This is a genomic window from Colwellia sp. 1_MG-2023 (genome assembly GCF_030546755.1).
In the GTDB taxonomy this organism is placed as follows: Bacteria; Pseudomonadota; Gammaproteobacteria; order Enterobacterales; family Alteromonadaceae; genus Thalassotalea_H.
Genome location: NZ_JAUOPE010000009.1, coordinates 109,894 through 127,831, shown reverse-complemented (window position 1 = coordinate 127,831; position 17,938 = coordinate 109,894). Strand labels below are relative to the sequence as shown.

Sequence of the window (17,938 nt, the reverse complement as noted above, 5' to 3'; positions counted from 1 at the left end):
TTTTGTGGCAACTTATTTAATACTTATGCCTAAACTTTTTAAATAAAAGATTAGGGGTAACAGAATTGAGGAATTAACTCATGGCAATTACTGCTGCAATGGTTAAAGAACTTCGTGAACGCACAGCTGCGGGCATGATGGATTGTAAAAAAGCATTACAAGAAGCTGACGGCGATATGGAACTTGCGATTGAAAACATGCGTAAGTCTGGCCAAGCGAAAGCGGCTAAAAAAGCAGGTAACATCGCTGCTGAAGGTCAAATCATCATTAAAGATGGCGCATTAGTTGAAGTTAACTGTCAAACAGACTTCGTAGCAAAAGATGCTAACTTTTTAGCGTTTGCTAACAAAGTTGCTGATGCTGCAGCTGCTTCAAAAGCAACAATCGAAGAACTTCAAGCACAGTTCGAAGAAGAGCGTATTGCGTTAGTGACAAAAATTGGTGAAAACATCAATGTTCGTCGTGTAGCTTATGTTGAAGGTACTACTTTAGCTTCATACAAACACGGTGCTACTATCGGTGTGGTTGTTGCTGGTGAAGGTGATGCTGAGTCACTTAAGCACATTGCAATGCACGTTGCTGCAAGCAAGCCAGAATTTTTAACGCCAGATGACGTACCTGCTGATGTTGTTGCTAATGAAAAGCGTATCCAAATTGAAATGGCGATGAATGAAGGTAAACCTGCTGAAATCGCTGAGAAAATGGTTACTGGTCGTATGAAGAAATTCACAGGTGAAGTTTCTTTAACGGGTCAAGCTTTCATTATGGAACCTAAGCGTACTGTTGGTGATGTATTAAAAGAGAAAGGCGTAACTGTTTCTAGCTTCGTTCGTTTAGAAGTTGGTGAAGGTATCGAGAAGAAAGAAGAAGATTTTGCTGCTGAAGTAGAAGCGCAAATTGCAGCTGCTAAAGCTTAAGCCTTTCTTATTTGATTTGCGAGCAGTATCAATAATATTGCACCGTACATCTTGAATAAAAAACGTCTACTAAGTAGGCGTTTTTTGTTGGTAAAGAATAATAAAAGCGAGTTTTTGCACTTTTGACTTTCGATAGTGCGATAAACGTATTAAAATAGCCGCGGTTAATTTCGACCGCGGCTTTTTTATATCTATAATTCAGATCAGGAATGTATACTCTATGAGCATCAACCCAAAACCTACTTATCGTCGAATTCTTTTAAAACTTAGTGGTGAAGCCCTGATGGGTGATGAAGGTTTCGGTATCGATCCGAAAATCTTAGACCGTATGGCTCAAGAAATTAAAGAGCTTATTGAAATGGGTATTCAAGTTGGTTTAGTGATAGGTGGTGGTAACTTATTCAGAGGTGCAGGACTTGCTGAAGCGGGCATGAACCGAGTGGTTGGTGACCAAATGGGCATGTTAGCTACTGTGATGAATGGCTTGGCTATGCGTGATGCATTACATCGTGCTTTTGTGAATGCTCGTTTAATGTCGGCCATTGATTTAGCTGGCGTTTGTGATAGATATAACTGGGCTGAAGGTATCAGTTTATTAAAATCTGGTCGTGTCGTAATTTTCAGCGCCGGTACGGGTAACCCGTTTTTTACTACCGACTCTGCCGCTTGTTTACGTGGCATTGAAATTGAAGCTGATGTTGTTTTAAAAGCGACAAAAGTTGATGGCATTTATTCAGCAGATCCAGTAAAAGACCCAAGCGCGGAATTATACAGTCATCTAACTTATCAAGAAGTGTTAGAAAAAGAATTGAAAGTAATGGACTTAGCAGCCTTTACTTTAGCACGTGATCACAATATGCCGATTCGTGTTTTTAATATGAATAAGCCTGGTGCTTTAAAAGCCGTTATTATGGGTGAAGATGAAGGCACAATCATCGATCATGCTAAAAATTTAGATTAAGGAATGAAGACTTTTCATTTTAGTTAAACTGAATGGTCAACAGTTCCTAATATTTTTAAGTAATTAGTTTTAAGGATTATCAAAGTGTTAAATGAAATAAAACAAGATGCTCAAGAAAGAATGGGTAAAAGTATTGAAGCGTTTAAAACCAATTTAAATAAAGTAAGAACGGGTCGAGCGCATGCGTCATTACTTGATAATATTACCATTGAATATTACGGCTCTGATACTCCGTTAAACCAAGTGGGCAACATATCTATTCCTGATGCTCGTACAATTGCTGTAACCGTGTTTGATAAATCGATGATTAGTGCGGTAGAAAAAGCCATTATGTCTTCTGATTTAGGATTAAACCCTATGTCGCAAGGTACATTGATTCGTATTCCTTTACCTCCATTGACGGAAGAGCGTCGTCGCGATTTAGTGAAAGTGGTAAAAGGTGAAGGCGAAAACAGTAAAATTGCCATTCGTAATATTCGTCGTGACGCGAATTCAGATGTGAAGTCATTGAATAAAGAAAAAGAAATCAGTGATGATGAAATGCATCAAGTAGAAGATGAAATTCAAAAGATCACCGATACTTATATCAAACAAGTTGATGCTATTTTAGCGGATAAAGAAGCTGAATTAATGGAAATTTAATTCTCCACATCATTTGATAACGTCGTATTAAGTTCAACATTAATACGACGTTTTTATTTCACACAAAAATAGAGATTGTTGAGTGGAGTTTACGTGATTGAGCAACAACTAAAAGAAACGAATAACACAGTTATTCCACAACATGTTGCCATTATTATGGATGGTAATGGGCGTTGGGCACAACAACGCGGCAAGACACGCGTAGTGGGTCATAAAAATGGTGTTGAATCTGTTAGAGCTGTAGTTTCTACCGCAAGAAAGCAAGGTGTAAAAGCTTTAACTTTGTTTGCGTTTAGCAGCGAAAATTGGCAAAGACCAGAGCAAGAAGTCAGTGTTTTAATGGATCTTTTTATGTTTGTCTTGACTCGTGAAGTCAAAAAACTACATAAAAACAATATTCGATTTCAAGTGATTGGTGATATCAGTCGATTTTCCGATAAGCTGATTAAAAAAATTAACGACGCAGAAAAATTAACAAAAAACAACAATGATATGGTACTGTCTATCGCTGCTAACTATGGTGGCCGTTGGGATATTACCCATGCAGCTAAGCAACTTGCACAAAAAGTAAGCGAAGGCGAATTGTCAGTTGATGATATTACTGAGCAATCATTTGATCAACACACAAGTTTAGCGGGGTTACCTGAGCTTGATTTATTGATCAGAACGGGTGGTGATTACCGCATTAGCAATTTTTTACTTTGGCAAGCGGCTTATGCCGAGTTTTACTTTACCGAAGTATTATGGCCTGACTTTAAAGAAGAAGAATTTCTGAAAGCGATGGGCTGTTTTGACCAACGAGAAAGACGTTTTGGTCAAACAGGCGAGCAAGTAAAAGAGCAAAAATAAAAATAAAATCTAATAACTAAAATTTATAAAAGGGTTTCGTTTGTTAAAACAACGTATTATTACAGCATTATTATTAGCCCCATTGGCTATTGCGGCAATTTTTTATATGTCGCTTGAAAACTTTTCTATCTTTATTGCCGCCGTAATGGCAATTGGGGCATGGGAATGGGGGCCATTAATGGGCTTTGAAAATAAACGCCGTCGGATAGCGTTTGTGCTTACCACTATTATTTTGATCAGTGGTATATGGTATTACTTTCCCTTAATGTCATTTTGGAACGAGCAAGCTCAGCTTCAAGTAACGATTCAATCTATTTTATGGCTAGCCGTAGCATGGTGGCTGTTATCAGCAGCTTTAACGTTTTTATACCCTCGCTACAGTTCGTTTTGGGCGAGTCATCGTTCTATTCGTGGCGTTTTCGGTTGGTTAACACTCGTACCAACCTGGTTAGCGTTTGTTGTGTTACGTGCGAATGATTATGACGTTGACCCCTACCAAGGTGCACAACTGATCATGTTTTTATTTCTCATGGTTTGGAGTGCTGATGTTGGCGCTTATTTTGTTGGTAAATCAATTGGTAAACATAAATTAATGCCTAATGTCAGCCCAGGTAAAACAATGGAAGGTTTTATTGGTGGAGTCATTTTTGCGTGTATTTTAGTCGCGGTAGCAGGTGCTAATTTAGGTTGGACGCAACAACAGTTTATTTTAGTGCTTGGCGTCACCGTTGTTATCACCACCATTTCTGTTTTAGGCGATTTAAATGAAAGTATGTTTAAACGCCAAGCCGGCATTAAAGACAGTGGTACTATATTACCTGGTCATGGTGGTATATTAGATAGAATTGACAGTTTAACCGCTACAGCCCCTGTTTATGCGTTATGTTATGCATACCTTGGTTGGTAGGTTTTATTATTCATGACAATGCGTAATCTTTGTATTTTAGGCTCGACAGGCTCTATTGGTGTTAATACCTTAGATGTCGTTAGACTTCACCCTGAAAAATTTTCTATTTATTCTCTTTCTGCCAACAAAAATGTTGAATTGCTTTTGGCACAGTGTCGTGAGTTTCAACCGACAATTGCCGTTATGGTGTGTGAAGCATCGGCAGAAAAACTAGCTCAAGGGTTATTAGCTGCAGGGCTTGAAAAAATACAAGTTCTCTCGGGGGCTGATGCCTTAACGAGTATTGCCGAGTCTGGCAAGGTTGATACAGTAATGGCTGCTATTGTAGGTGCTTCGGGCTTAATGCCAACCCTTGCTGCGGTAAAAAAAGGCAAACGAGTTCTGTTGGCCAATAAAGAAGCGTTAGTGACTTCAGGGCAAATATTTATTGATGCGGTTAAGGTGTCAGGCGCTGAGTTATTACCTATCGACAGTGAGCATAATGCTATTTTTCAAAGTTTGCCAAGTATGGCGCAGCAAAATGTAGGTACCTGTCAATTAACTGATAATGGCGTTAGTAAAATTTTATTAACAGGTTCAGGTGGACCTTTTAGAACCAAAGCACTGAGTGAATTAGCTGCTGTTACACCTGATCAAGCTTGTGCACATCCGAACTGGGAAATGGGCCGAAAAATTTCAGTTGATTCTGCCACTATGATGAATAAAGGCTTGGAGTTTATTGAAGCGAAATGGCTTTTTAATGTTGAAGCTGATGATATTCAAGTAGTACTTCATCCCCAAAGTACCATTCATTCAATGGTGCAATATAAAGATGGCTCGGTTATCGCACAAATGGGCAATCCTGATATGCGAACCCCCATAGCTCATGCACTGGCTTTTCCTGAACGTATTGAAGCAGGTGTGGAACCATTAGATTTTTTTAATACGCCTTCCTTTGATTTTGAGCAACCAGATTTTGAACGTTATCCTAATTTAAAGCTTGCCATCGAAGCCTGTAAGCAGGGGCAAGGTGCATGTACTGCGTTAAATGCGGCTAATGAAGTTGCGGTTGATGCCTTTTTGAACAATCAGATTAAATTTACCGATATTTATAAAATAAATGAAACTTCTGTGAAAAAATTTGTCTCAGAAAGGGTAGTAAATATTGATGAAGTGTTTTCTTTAGATATGTCTGCAAGAGAGTTTGCTCAAGAAGTTGTCAAACAATTAACGGATAAAAACCGTAAAAATGAAGATAAGGTAATATAGTTTAGTGATTGATTTTATTTGGAATTTATCTTCATTTGTCATTGCATTAGGTATCCTAATAACCGTGCATGAATATGGCCACTTTTGGGTGGCTCGACGAAATAAAGTTAAAGTTGAACGTTTCTCAATCGGTTTTGGTAAAGCCATTTGGCGCAGAACAGATAAGCACGGCACAGAATTTGTGGTTGCCTTAATCCCCTTGGGTGGTTACGTTAAAATGCTCGATGAGCGAGTTGACGATGTTGCTGATGAAGATAAAGATAAAACCTTTAACTGCAAAACTGTTTATCAGCGTATTGCTATCGTTGCTGCGGGACCATTAGCAAACTTTATTTTTGCTATTTTTGCTTTTTACTTAATGTTTCTTTTAGGTATGCCAAGCGTAAAACCAATTGTTGGTGAAGTAGCACCACAATCGATTGCGGCAAATGCTAATCTGCCAGAGAATAGTGAAATTATCGAAATTGCAGGACAATCAACACGAGATTGGCAAGATGTAAATTTAGCCTTAGTCGCCAATATTGGTGAACCAAGTTTAGTGATTAAAACGGTAAACAAAGGCAGTGTATCAGCAATAAGTTATCAACTTGATACGAGAGAATGGCAGTTTTCACCGGAAAAAACTTCCGCTATCGAAAGTATTGGTTTAACGCCTTTTCGACCAAAAGTTCACAATGAAATTGTAGTGATTGCCAAAGATAGCCCTGCAGAACGTGCTGGATTAAAAGTTGGAGATAAGCCAGTATCGGTAAACGGAGTGCTTGTAAATAATCAATGGCAGAAATTTTCTGAGCAAATTAAGCAATTTCCGAATCAAGAAGTTGTAATTGATGTTGAACGCGATGGTCGAATTAATACGTTAACGGCTATTCCAGATAGTATCGAAAGAAATGAGCAAGTGGTTGGTTATTTAGGTTTAGCGTCAAAGTCTGACCCTTACCCTAAAGAGTATCAGTTTGAATTGTCTTATGGACCACTTGAAGCTTTTTCTCAAAGTTTAGATAAAACATGGCAATTAATTACCTTGAGTTTTCAAATGATTGGTAAGCTGATCACAGGCGATGTTTCAGTGAAAAATTTAAGTGGCCCGATATCAATAGCGCAAGGTGCTGGTGATCATGCGGGTTACGGTTTGGTATATTTTTTGGGCTTTTTAGCCTTAATTAGTATTAATTTAGGGATAATAAACCTTTTACCTGTGCCAGTACTTGATGGCGGGCATTTAGTTTATTACTTTATAGAGCTTTTTACCGGTAGACCCGTACCAGAAAAAATTCAAGAAATTGGATTTAAATTTGGTACACTAGCGTTATTAGGGTTAATGAGTATCGCATTGTTTAACGATTTATCGCGATTATAAATAAGAAGAAGTAGTTAAGTTTATATTTTATGATGATTAAAAAAATTGCCCTAGCGGTTCTGTTAGGTACTTTAGGTACAACAGCTCAAGCTGCAGAAGAATTTCAAGTAGAAGATATTCAAGTTAAAGGTCTCCAACGTGTCGCATTAGGTGCCGCATTAACTCATATACCTTTTAATGTCGGAGATACACTTAACGATTTTCGTATTTCTCAGTCAATTAAAGCTTTATATAAATCAGGTCACTTTAACGATATAGCCGTTTTTAGAGATGGTCAGCGTGTAATTTTTAAAGTAAGAGAACGTGAAACTATCAGTGAAATTACCTTTGAAGGTAATAGTGATCTTAAAGATGAGCAGTTAATTGAAAGTCTTGATGGTTCAGATATTCGTGTTGGTGAAACCTTAGATAAAACTGTTATCACTGGCTTAGAAGTAGGCCTTGAAGATTTTTATCACAGCGTTGGTAAATACAATGCTGATGTAAAAGCTGAAATCACTCATCTTCCTCGTAACCGTGTCAATCTTAAGTTTGTTTTTACAGAAGGTGATGCAGCCTCTATTCAACAAATTAACATTGTTGGCAATGAAATTTTTTCCGATGAAACATTATTAGATAAAGCCGAATTAACGTTTGATTCTCCTTGGTGGGATTTTATGGCGCAAGATCGCTATCAAAAGCAAACGTTGCAAGGTGATATGGAAACGATCGAGAGTTACTATTTAGATCGTGGTTATTTACAATATAAAGTTGATTCGACACAAGTTTCAATGACACCGGATAAAAAAGCGGTTTACATTACGTTAAACGTTACTGAGGGTGAACAATACACGGTTAGCGAAGTTGACTTTGTTGGTGATATGGCGGGCTTTGAACGTACTATTAGAGCGATTAACCCATTACGTGCTGATAAGTTATATAACGGTGCAGAAGTCACTTATACCGAAGAAACCATCAGTAAATTTTTAGGAAGATTTGGTTATGCTTATCCAAAAGTGACAACTATTCCTGAAATCAATGAAGAAGACAAAACAGTAAAATTAAGTATTTCGGTTGATCCTGGTAAACGCATTTATGTTAACCGTATTAATTTCAAGGGTAACCATGTAACAGCCGATCGCGTACTTCGCCGTGAAATGCGACAAATGGAAGGCGCTTGGTTATCAAATAGCTTAGTTGAAGGCTCAAAAGCTTGGTTACAACGTTTACCTTATATGGAAGAAGTTGAATTTGAGACGATTCAATTACCAGAAGAAGATGATCTAGTTGATATCGAATATACAGTAAAAGAGCAGCCTTCTGGTTCTTTTACCGCGGGTATTGGTTACGGTTCTACGACTAAATTAAGTTTGAATGCAGGTATTCAACAGAATAACTTTTTAGGTACAGGTAATCGCTTAGCGGTAAATATTAATACAGTAAGTTATTCTCGTAGTATTAATATGTCTTATACCGACCCTTACTTTACGGTTGATGCGATTTCTTTAGGTGGGTCTATTTTCTACAATGAGTTTGACGCGGGTAGTGCAAACTTAGTTGAATATAATAATAAAACTTATGGTATTGGCTTAAACTTTGGTTTTCCTATCAATGAATATGTACGCTTGAATTTTGGCGTAGGTTATAAGAGTAATGGTATTACTCGTTTACAAACTTATGAGCAAATTCAAAGCTTTTATGAATTGTATTCAGATCCGAATGATCCTGATGCAGGCTTAAAATTTGATAACTTTGATATTACTGCCGCTATTTCACGTAGTACCTTAAACCGTGGTACTTTCCCAACGGCAGGTTCGCAGCAAAGCTTATCTTATAAGATGACGACACCTAATTCAGATACCAATTACTTTAAAATTAATTTAGATACTAAATGGTATTTCCCTATCGCGAGAGGTTGGAGCTTTAAAACAAGCTTACAATTAGGTTATGGTAATGGTTATGATAGTATCAATGGTAATGATCAAGTCTTACCATTTTGGGAAAACTTTAGAGCCGGTGGTGGTTCAGACACCTTACGTGGCTTTGAAACCAATATTGTCGGCCCTCGTGCTATTTACCGTTACCCGACATCAATTCCTGGAACACCAGATGCTCTTGGCAGCGGCGGTTGTTGTTTAGGACCTGATCATGATGTTGTGAATAGCTCTCAACGTTCAGTAGGGGGGAATGCAATTGCGTTAGCGGGTATTGAATTAATTGTACCAACGCCATTCTTAGATGAAGGGTTCTCAAATAGTGTTCGTACGAGTTTCTTTGTTGATGCGGGTAATGTCTGGGACACTGAATTTAATATGGACGATTATCGCGACTTAGCACCAAAAGAATTTGCTAAAATTGATGATTATTCTGACGTAGGTCGATATCGTGCTTCTGCCGGTTTATCGGTACAGTGGTTATCCCCTATGGGACCAATGATCTTTAGTTTTGCTAAGACGCTAAAAGAAGAAGAGGGTGATGACACCAAATTCTTTAACTTTAATATCGGTCAAACCTTTTAAACGGAAAATCGATCCCAATATAATTAAAAATGTGTAAAGAATATCTTTAAGTTAGGAGAAGAAATTGAAAAAACTATTTAAATCAATTGCGCTAGCAACAGTGGCATCAGGGGCGTTATTATCAAGTGCAGCAATGGCAGCGGATCAAAAAATTGCTGTAGTTAATTTCCAAGAAGTGATGGGGAAAATCCCACAAACTGCTGCAGTTATGCAAAGCTTAGAAGCAGAGTTTAAAGATGCTAAAGCTGAACTTGCTCAACTTGAAAAAGATATTAAATATTATCAAGAAAAGAAAACACGTGATTCTTCTTTGATGAGCGCAAAAGAAATTGAAGAGTTAGATAAAAAAATTGCGACTTTTTACCAAGACTACCAAATTAAAGGTAAAGATTTACAGCAAAAAGCTGGCGCGCGTCAAAATGAAGAAACAAACAAAATTGTTGCTTTAGTTCGTCAAGCGATTGATGGTATTGCAGCAAAAGGTAACTATGATTTAGTTCTTGAGCAAAAAGCAGTGGTATTTGCAAAACCTGATACGAGTATTACTGAGCAAGTTGTTGAGCAAGTAAGCAAAATTAAATAACAATTAATCTACTCAATGTTAGGTTGATTATTTAAGCTAAAAGTTTATTTGATAGAGATACGTTACTTTTCTAAGGTAACGTATCTTTTTATTTCTTTTTCAATAATTAATAGCTTAAACTAGTTATAGTTCGCCCCTATCCCTTAATGAAGAATACGCTATAGATGAGTTATACACTTAAAGAACTCGCCGATAAAATAGGCGCTAGTGTTCACGGTAATGAAAATTGCTTAATTGAAAGTATTGCTACGTTATTGAATGCTAAAGATGGGCAAATCGCCTTTTTGTCGAATGTGAAATATCAACAGCAATTAAGTCAAACGAAAGCTAGCGCAGTTATCATTACCGAAGATTGCTTAGCTGATTGTCAAACCAATGCCTTAGTGATGAAAAATCCCTATATGGGGTATGCCTTACTCGCGCAATTATTAGATACAACGCCACCAACCGCTAATAATATTCATCCAACAGCGGTAGTCGATGCAAGTGCAATTATAGGATCGAATGTTTCAATTGGCGCAAATGCAGTGATTGAATCTGATGTTGAATTAGCCGAAGGTGTATCGATAGGTGCTGGTTGTTTTATTGGCAAAGCGGCGAAAATAGGTAAACAAACCTCGCTTTGGGCGAATGTCTCTGTTTATCACCGCGTTGAAATAGGTGATAACTGCTTAATTCAAGCGAATACGGTTATTGGCTCTGACGGTTTTGGTTATGCTAATCATCAAGGTAATTGGGTTAAAATACCGCAGTTAGGCTCAGTTATTATTGGTAATAACGTTGAAATAGGCGCAAGTACCACAATTGATCGGGGTGCACTTGACGATACCATTATTAAAGATGGTGTGATTCTAGATAACCAAATACAAATTGCCCATAATGTCGTTATTGGTGAAAATACTGCTATGGCCGCATGTAGTGTGATTGCCGGCAGTACAGTGGTTGGAAAAAATTGTACTTTAGCAGGAATGGTTGGCGTAAATGGCCATATTAATATTACGGATGGTTGTGTTTTCACTGGCTTTGCAATGGTGACTAAAAATATTACCGAAAGTGGGGTATACTCATCTGGTTTACCAGCACAACCTAATAAAGAGTGGCAAAAAACTAACGCGAGAATTCGTAAACTAGACTCCACTAATAAAAAAATAAAAGCATTAGAAAAAGAAATATCTCAATTAAAAGGCGAAAGTTAGTCGTAAATTGAATACGCAGTTAACTTTCGTTACTACTTAGTCAATAAGAAGGACAGTGATTTGGAATCGCAAAAAAACGTTATTGATGTACAAGAAATTCAAACATTAATCCCTCATCGTTATCCGATGTTACTTGTCGATCGTGTATTAGATTACGAAGCCGGTAAATGGTTACACGCGATTAAAAATGTCACATTTAACGAACCTGTTTTTACGGGGCACTTCCCTGAGCTCGCTATTTTTCCAGGTGTTTTAATTCTTGAAGCGTTAGCGCAAGCAACGGGTGTTCTCGGCTTTAAAACTACTGAAGGCCGTGAAGAAGATGAAATGTATTTATTTGCGTCAATCGATAATGCCAAGTTTAAACAGCCTGTTGTACCGGGTGACACCATGCATTTACATGTTGAATTTATTAAAGAACGTCGAGGCATGTGGAAATTTTACGGTGAAGCAAAAGTTGATGGCAAAGTTGTTTGCTCAGCTGATTTAATGTGCGCGCGTCGTAAGTTGTAATCGCTTTATAGGAGCAAATTCATTTGATTCATGAACAAGCAATCATTGAAGAAGGTGCGGTCATTGGCAACAATGCAACTATCGGGCCTTGGACATATATTAGTAAAAATGTGGTGATAGGTGACGACTGCCATATTAGCGCTAATGTGGTAATTAACGGCCCGACTCGAATAGGCAAAGGTAATCGCATTTTTCAGTTCGCTTCTATTGGTGAAGATTGCCAAGATTTAAAATATGCAGGTGAACCTACAGAATTAATTATTGGTGATAATAATGTTTTTCGTGAATCTTGTACGATTCACCGAGGCACAATACAAGATCAAGGTATTACCCAAATAGGCAATAATAATTTGTTCATGGCATACACGCATGTAGCTCATGATTGTATGGTGGGTAATAATTGTATCTTAGCCAATAATGCTTCTATCGCAGGACATGTCCATGTTGGTGATTTTGCAATATTAGGTGGTATGTCTGGTGTACATCAGTTTTGTCATATTGGAGCTCACAGCTTTGTTGCTGCTACCTCATTGATATTAAAAGATGTGCCACCCTACGTTATGGCTTCTGGTAATGCAGCAAAACCTTTTGGCTTAAATGCTGAAGGTTTAAAACGCAGAGGCTTTACCCCTGAAACTATTCGCAGTATTAAACAAGCCTATCGTAAAGTTTATCGTCAAGGTTTAACGGTTGAAGCAGCACTGAAAGAGATAAAAGAAGGGCTGGAAACTAGTCAAGAGCTGCAATTATTCACCGACTTCATTGCATCTTCGCAGCGCGGAATAATCCGTTAAGCGTCTGAATGATGAATTCAGACATTGCAAAAAAAGCACCTGTTGCTCAATCACCTGTGTTTGCCATTGTTGTAGGCGAACACTCTGGTGATACCTTAGGCGCAGGTCTGATGACCTCCCTTTTAAAAAGATTCCCTGATGCTAAGTTTATTGGCATTGGCGGACCGAAAATGTTGGCACTTGGTTTTGAAAGTTTGTTTGATATGGAAGAGCTCTCCGTGATGGGGATCTTTGAAGTATTAGGACGTTTAAGACGCCTCTTTCATGTTAAAGATACTCTTGTAGAACATTTCTCTGCCAACCGGCCTGATGTCTTTATTGGTATTGATGCACCCGATTTTAATTTACGTGTAGAGTTACCATTAAAAGTGCAAGGGATCAAAACCGTTCATTATGTCAGTCCAAGCGTTTGGGCATGGCGACAAAAACGCATCTTCAATATAGCCAAAGCCACGAATATGGTGCTGTCGTTACTACCGTTTGAAAAAAGCTTTTATGATCAGCACAAGGTACCTTGTACGTTTGTTGGGCATCCGTTAGCGGATGATATTCCACTAATATCCGATAAAACTACTGCAAGAACTGAACTGTCACTTCCACAAAAAAGTAAAATACTTGCTTTGATGCCGGGAAGTCGAGGTGGTGAACTATCGCGATTAGTCGCCCCTTTTTTACAAACGGCGCAGCAATTATTTACTGAAGATGATTCACTGATTTTCGTGGCACCTATGATCAGTGATAAAAGAGCCGCGCAGTTTAATCAACTTAAACGTGAAATTGCTCCAGATTTACCTGTCCAAGTGATCATAAATAAAACCCAACAAGTCATGGCGGCGAGTGATTGTTTATTAACTGCTTCTGGAACGGTTACTCTTGAAGCGGCATTAATAAAACGGCCGATGATTATCTGTTATAAATTTAACGTTATCACCTATATCATTGCCAAATTAATGGTCAAGCTACAGTGGTTCTCATTACCTAATTTGTTAGCGAATAAAACGCTTGTTCCTGAGTTATTACAACAAGATGTTTGTGTTGAAAAAATCTTACCTTTAGTGAAAGAAAGGTTATATCAAGATCAATCAGCCCTTGATCAAGCTTTTATGACTATTCATCAAAGCTTAAAGCAAAATGCCAGTGAAGAATCTGCTGATGCTGTTATTCGCTTGCTACCTGAAAATTTCTCTCCTGTTATACAAAAAGTTACCGAGTAACGGTCAATGACTAAAGTAAAAACTGAATTTGCACCTTTTGAATATCCAATTGCCTACTGCATTGCTGGTGTAGATGAAGTAGGTAGAGGGCCGTTAGTGGGGGATGTTGTAACGGCTGCGGTTATTCTCGATCCCGATAATCCTATTGATGGCTTAATGGATTCTAAGAAACTGTCAGAAAAAAAACGCCAAGCGTTATCAACAGAAATCAAAGAAAAAGCCCTTGCTTGGTCTATTGCACGAGCAACACCTGAAGAAATTGATACCTTAAATATTTTACATGCCACTATGTTAGCGATGCAACGTGCGGTACAAGGATTATCAATAGAACCTGATTATGTGTTAGTTGATGGTAATCGTTCGCCAAGTTTTCATCATGACAATGGCCAAATTGCTAGTCAGTCTGTGATCAAAGGCGATGCGAGAGTAGCAGAGATCAGTGCCGCATCGATTATCGCGAAAGTTGCCCGAGATGACGAAATGATAGCGCTAGATAAGTGTTATCCCCAGTATGGGTTTGCCCAACATAAAGGTTACCCAACAAAAGCACATTTAGAGAAGATTATTGAATTTGGTGTGTTAGACTGTTATCGAAAAAGTTTTAAACCCGTAGCTGCCGTTATCGCTAATAATTCCTAATAAAAATATAGCGCCGTAGAATCATAAAATGTCCGAATTAGAAAACCAGTCTGTAGAGTCCGAAGAAACTATCATCGAGCAAGCTCCTAAGTTTGTTCATCTTCGTGTGCACAGCGATTTTTCGATGTGTGATGGGCTAAATAAAGTTAAGCCAATCGTTGCAAAAGCGGCAGAACATAAAATGCCAGCCATCGCATTAACTGATCAAACGAATATGTGTGGTCTGGTTAAGTTTTACCATGCTGCACATGGCGCCGGTTTGAAACCAATTATTGGTAGTGATTTTTGGGTGAAAAGTGACGAACTTGGCGATGAATTATCCCGTTTAGTGCTAATAGCTACCAATAATAAAGGCTATAAAAATTTAACAGAAATCATGTCGAAAGCGTATTTACGAGGACATATCCAAGGTAAAGCGGTCATTGACAAAAACTGGTTAATTGAATACGCCGAAGGCTTAATTTTATTATCTGGCGGCCGAGAAGGGGATATCGGTCTTGCGCTATTGAAAGGTAATCATGATCTGGTTAATAAAATGGTCGCTTTTTATCAGCAATACTTTCCGGATCATTTTTATTTAGAATTAATTAGAACCGGGCGCGAAAATGAAGAAAATTACCTGCATTTAGCGGTTGAACTTGCACAGAATAAACAATTACCTGTGGTGGCAACGAATGAAGTAGTGTTTCTTTCTGCTGATTTATTTGACGCCCATGAGATCCGAGTTGCCATTCATGATGGTTTCACTTTAGATGATAAACGCCGACCTAAAAAATATAGTCCTGAGCAATACCTTCGCACAGAAGAGGAAATGATTGAGCAGTTTCAAGATATTCCAGAAGCTATTGAAAACACCATTGAAATTGCTAAACGCTGCAACGTTACAGTCACGCTTGGCGAATATGTTTTACCTGACTTTCCAACCGAAGGCTTATCGATAGAAGATTACTTAGTTAAAGTTTCTGAAGAAGGTTTACAAGAGCGCCTTGAGTTTTTATTTGATAAAGATTCACCTGATTTTGCAGAAAAAAGAAAACCTTATGATGAACGTTTAAAAATAGAATTAGATGTTATCAATAATATGGGGTTTCCGGGATATTTCTTGATCGTAATGGAATTTATCCAATGGAGTAAAGACAATAATATTCCAGTAGGCCCAGGCCGTGGTTCAGGTGCTGGATCTTTAGTTGCTTACGCGCAAAAAATTACCGATTTAGATCCACTTGAATATGACTTACTTTTCGAACGCTTTTTGAATCCTGAACGGGTATCAATGCCTGATTTCGACGTTGACTTTTGTATGGATCGACGAGATGAAGTTATCGATCATACCGCCGAGCTTTATGGCCGAGATGCGGTATCTCAAATCATCACTTTTGGCACCATGGCTGCAAAAGCGGTTATTCGAGATGTGGGTCGTGTGTTAGGTCATCCTTATGGTTTTGTCGATCGTATTTCAAAATTAGTACCGCCTGATCCCGGTATGACATTAGCGAAGGCTTTTGAAGCAGAGCCAAAACTGCCTGAAGCATATGCACAAGACAGCGAAGTAAAAGATTTAATTGATATGTGCCGCATTCTTGAAGGCACAACCAGAAATGCCGGTAAACATGCTGGTGGTGTGGTCATTTCTCCAACCACAATTACTGATTTTGCGCCTTTATATTGTGACGATGAAGGCAAAAACCCCGTTACTCAATTTGATAAAAATGATGTTGAAGATGCCGGCTTAGTTAAATTCGATTTTCTAGGTTTACGTACCTTAACTATTTTGCAATGGGCCATCGAAATGGCTGATAGCAAACTGTTAAAAGCCGGCAAAGAGCCAATCGATATTGCCTCTATTCCACTTGATGATAAAAAGTCATTTTCATTGTTATTAAAATCGGAAACTACAGCCGTTTTCCAGCTTGAATCAAGTGGCATGAAGTCACTCATTGATAAGCTTAAACCCGATTGTTTTGAAGATATTATCGCCTTAGTAGCACTGTTTCGCCCTGGTCCATTACAATCAGGGATGGTTGATAACTTTATCGAACGTAAACATGGTCGTGAAGAGGTGAGTTATCCTGATTCAACCTGGCAACACGAAGATTTAAAACCCATATTAGAACCCACTTACGGCATTATTTTATATCAAGAGCAAGTCATGCAAATTGCTCAGGTACTCGCTGGTTATACGCTTGGCGGTGCAGATATGTTACGTCGTGCCATGGGTAAGAAAAAACCCGAAGAAATGGCTAAGCAGCGTGCGGGTTTTGAACAAGGTGCTATCAATCGTGGTGTTGATGGCGAACTTGCAATGAAAATTTTCGATTTAGTAGAAAAGTTTGCAGGTTACGGTTTTAACAAATCTCACTCAGCCGCATATGCTTTAGTGTCATATCAAACATTGTGGATGAAAGCGCATTATCCTGCACCATTTATGGCGGCGGTTATGTCTGCCGATATGGATAATACCGATAAAATTGTCACTTTGGTTGATGAATGTAAAAACATGGGCATTGATTTACTGCCGCCAGATGTGAATAGCGGTCAGTATAAATTTACTGTCAATGATGATAATCAAATCGTTTATGGGATTGGTGCGGTAAAAGGGGTTGGTGAAGGTCCTATTGAAGCCATTATTGCTGCACGAGAAGCCGGTGGTGATTTTGTTGATTTATTTGATTTTTGTGCGCGACTTGATTTAAAGAAAACCAATAAGCGCGTGTTAGAACGATTAATTAAATCAGGAGCGATGGACGCGCTAGGCCCTAAAGTGAACCCAAATGGTAAAGAAGGCCCGCATCGTGCGGCGTTATTTGAAACTTTACCTGACGCCATTAAAGCTGCTGAACAACACGCTAAAGCACAATCGTTAGGGCAAGACGATTTATTTGGCTTGATTAATGAAGAGCCAGAAGATACACGACAAGCCTTTAAAGATGTGCCTATGTGGCAAGAAGAAGTGTGGCTTGATGGCGAAAAAGAAACCCTCGGTTTATATCTAACAGGTCATCCGATAAATCGTTATTTAACTGAAATTAAAAAATATGCTTCTGCCAGATTGGTTGGCATGCAACCAACGGGCAAGGATAGAACGGCTACAGCGGTTGGTTTAGTACTTGGCGTTAGAGTATTAGTAAACAAACGAGGGCGTCGTTGGGCCTTAGTAACGCTTGATGATAAAAGTGCTCGCATGGACGTTAGGTTGTTCCCTGATGATTATGATACTTTTGCAGATTTACTCGTTTCTGATGCAATTTTAGTCTGTAGTGGACAGGTCAGCTTTGATGATTACTCCGGAGGCCTTACAATGACCGGCCGAGATATCATGACAATTGCCGATGCCCGTGAAAATTATGTAACTTCGTTAGATTTACAGGTTGATCGAAATGCTATTTCAGACAACTTTATTGAAGCATTAACGCAAGTGCTAACGCCTTATAAAGATGGAACTTGTCCGGTACGTGTTTTTTATCAAAGAGATGAAGCACAAGCTATGCTAGAATTGGGCGTACAATGGCGAGTTACCCCAGCAGATGCCTTATTGCATCAATTAAATATTTTGTTGGGTGAAGATAATATTGCCTTAAAATTTAAATAGATAGTGCTAAGCTTTTAAAAATTTAGCA

Annotated in this window: 15 protein-coding genes; all 15 read left to right on the top strand. The window is 38.5% G+C overall.

Features of this window, described 5'->3' with window-relative positions; genetic code table 11:
- Positions 1-80: 80 nt before the first annotated feature.
- The 15 genes from tsf (at position 81) to dnaE (ending at position 17,910) form a co-directional block, all read left to right on the top strand.
- Positions 81-917 carry a translation elongation factor Ts gene (tsf, locus tag Q4493_RS11950; protein ID WP_303452881.1) on the top strand — a complete coding sequence of 279 codons (837 nt, stop codon included), beginning with the start codon at positions 81-83 and terminating at the stop codon, positions 915-917.
- Between the two features lie 220 nt (positions 918-1,137).
- Positions 1,138-1,878, top strand: a complete 741-nt coding sequence (pyrH, locus tag Q4493_RS11945; protein ID WP_303452880.1) for a UMP kinase — start codon at positions 1,138-1,140, stop codon at positions 1,876-1,878.
- A gap of 84 nt (positions 1,879-1,962) precedes the next feature.
- Positions 1,963-2,520, top strand: a complete 558-nt coding sequence (gene frr / locus Q4493_RS11940; protein WP_303452879.1) for a ribosome recycling factor — start codon at positions 1,963-1,965, stop codon at positions 2,518-2,520.
- A 93-nt stretch (positions 2,521-2,613) separates the two neighbouring features.
- On the top strand, positions 2,614-3,369 hold the full coding sequence (locus Q4493_RS11935) for an isoprenyl transferase (protein WP_303452878.1): 756 nt from the start codon (positions 2,614-2,616) through the stop codon (positions 3,367-3,369).
- A gap of 40 nt (positions 3,370-3,409) precedes the next feature.
- Complete coding sequence (locus Q4493_RS11930; protein WP_303452877.1) at positions 3,410-4,276, top strand: phosphatidate cytidylyltransferase; 867 nt, start codon at positions 3,410-3,412, stop codon at positions 4,274-4,276.
- Positions 4,277-4,294: 18 nt separating this feature from the next.
- Positions 4,295-5,524 carry a 1-deoxy-D-xylulose-5-phosphate reductoisomerase gene (gene ispC, locus Q4493_RS11925; protein ID WP_303452944.1) on the top strand — a complete coding sequence of 410 codons (1,230 nt, stop codon included), beginning with the start codon at positions 4,295-4,297 and terminating at the stop codon, positions 5,522-5,524.
- A 4-nt stretch (positions 5,525-5,528) separates the two neighbouring features.
- Complete coding sequence (gene rseP / locus Q4493_RS11920) at positions 5,529-6,884, top strand: sigma E protease regulator RseP (RefSeq protein WP_303452876.1); 1,356 nt, start codon at positions 5,529-5,531, stop codon at positions 6,882-6,884.
- Between the two features lie 29 nt (positions 6,885-6,913).
- A complete protein-coding gene (gene bamA, locus Q4493_RS11915; protein WP_303452875.1) occupies positions 6,914-9,382 on the top strand; it encodes an outer membrane protein assembly factor BamA in 2,469 nt (822 codons plus the stop codon).
- A 64-nt stretch (positions 9,383-9,446) separates the two neighbouring features.
- Positions 9,447-9,965 carry an OmpH family outer membrane protein gene (locus Q4493_RS11910; RefSeq protein WP_303452874.1) on the top strand — a complete coding sequence of 173 codons (519 nt, stop codon included), beginning with the start codon at positions 9,447-9,449 and terminating at the stop codon, positions 9,963-9,965.
- Between the two features lie 164 nt (positions 9,966-10,129).
- Entirely contained in the window at positions 10,130-11,161 is a 1,032-nt protein-coding gene (gene lpxD, locus Q4493_RS11905; RefSeq protein ID WP_303452873.1) for a UDP-3-O-(3-hydroxymyristoyl)glucosamine N-acyltransferase, read from the top strand.
- A 60-nt stretch (positions 11,162-11,221) separates the two neighbouring features.
- On the top strand, positions 11,222-11,674 hold the full coding sequence (fabZ, locus tag Q4493_RS11900) for a 3-hydroxyacyl-ACP dehydratase FabZ (protein ID WP_303452872.1): 453 nt from the start codon (positions 11,222-11,224) through the stop codon (positions 11,672-11,674).
- Between the two features lie 23 nt (positions 11,675-11,697).
- Positions 11,698-12,468 (top strand): acyl-ACP--UDP-N-acetylglucosamine O-acyltransferase, encoded by a 771-nt coding sequence (gene lpxA / locus Q4493_RS11895; RefSeq protein ID WP_303452871.1) that lies wholly within the window; start codon positions 11,698-11,700, stop codon positions 12,466-12,468.
- A gap of 23 nt (positions 12,469-12,491) precedes the next feature.
- Positions 12,492-13,682 carry a lipid-A-disaccharide synthase gene (gene lpxB, locus Q4493_RS11890; RefSeq protein ID WP_303452942.1) on the top strand — a complete coding sequence of 397 codons (1,191 nt, stop codon included), beginning with the start codon at positions 12,492-12,494 and terminating at the stop codon, positions 13,680-13,682.
- A gap of 6 nt (positions 13,683-13,688) precedes the next feature.
- A complete protein-coding gene (rnhB, locus tag Q4493_RS11885) occupies positions 13,689-14,321 on the top strand; it encodes a ribonuclease HII (RefSeq protein ID WP_303452870.1) in 633 nt (210 codons plus the stop codon).
- A 28-nt stretch (positions 14,322-14,349) separates the two neighbouring features.
- Entirely contained in the window at positions 14,350-17,910 is a 3,561-nt protein-coding gene (gene dnaE, locus Q4493_RS11880; protein WP_303452869.1) for a DNA polymerase III subunit alpha, read from the top strand.
- The last annotated feature ends 28 nt before the right edge of the window (positions 17,911-17,938 follow it).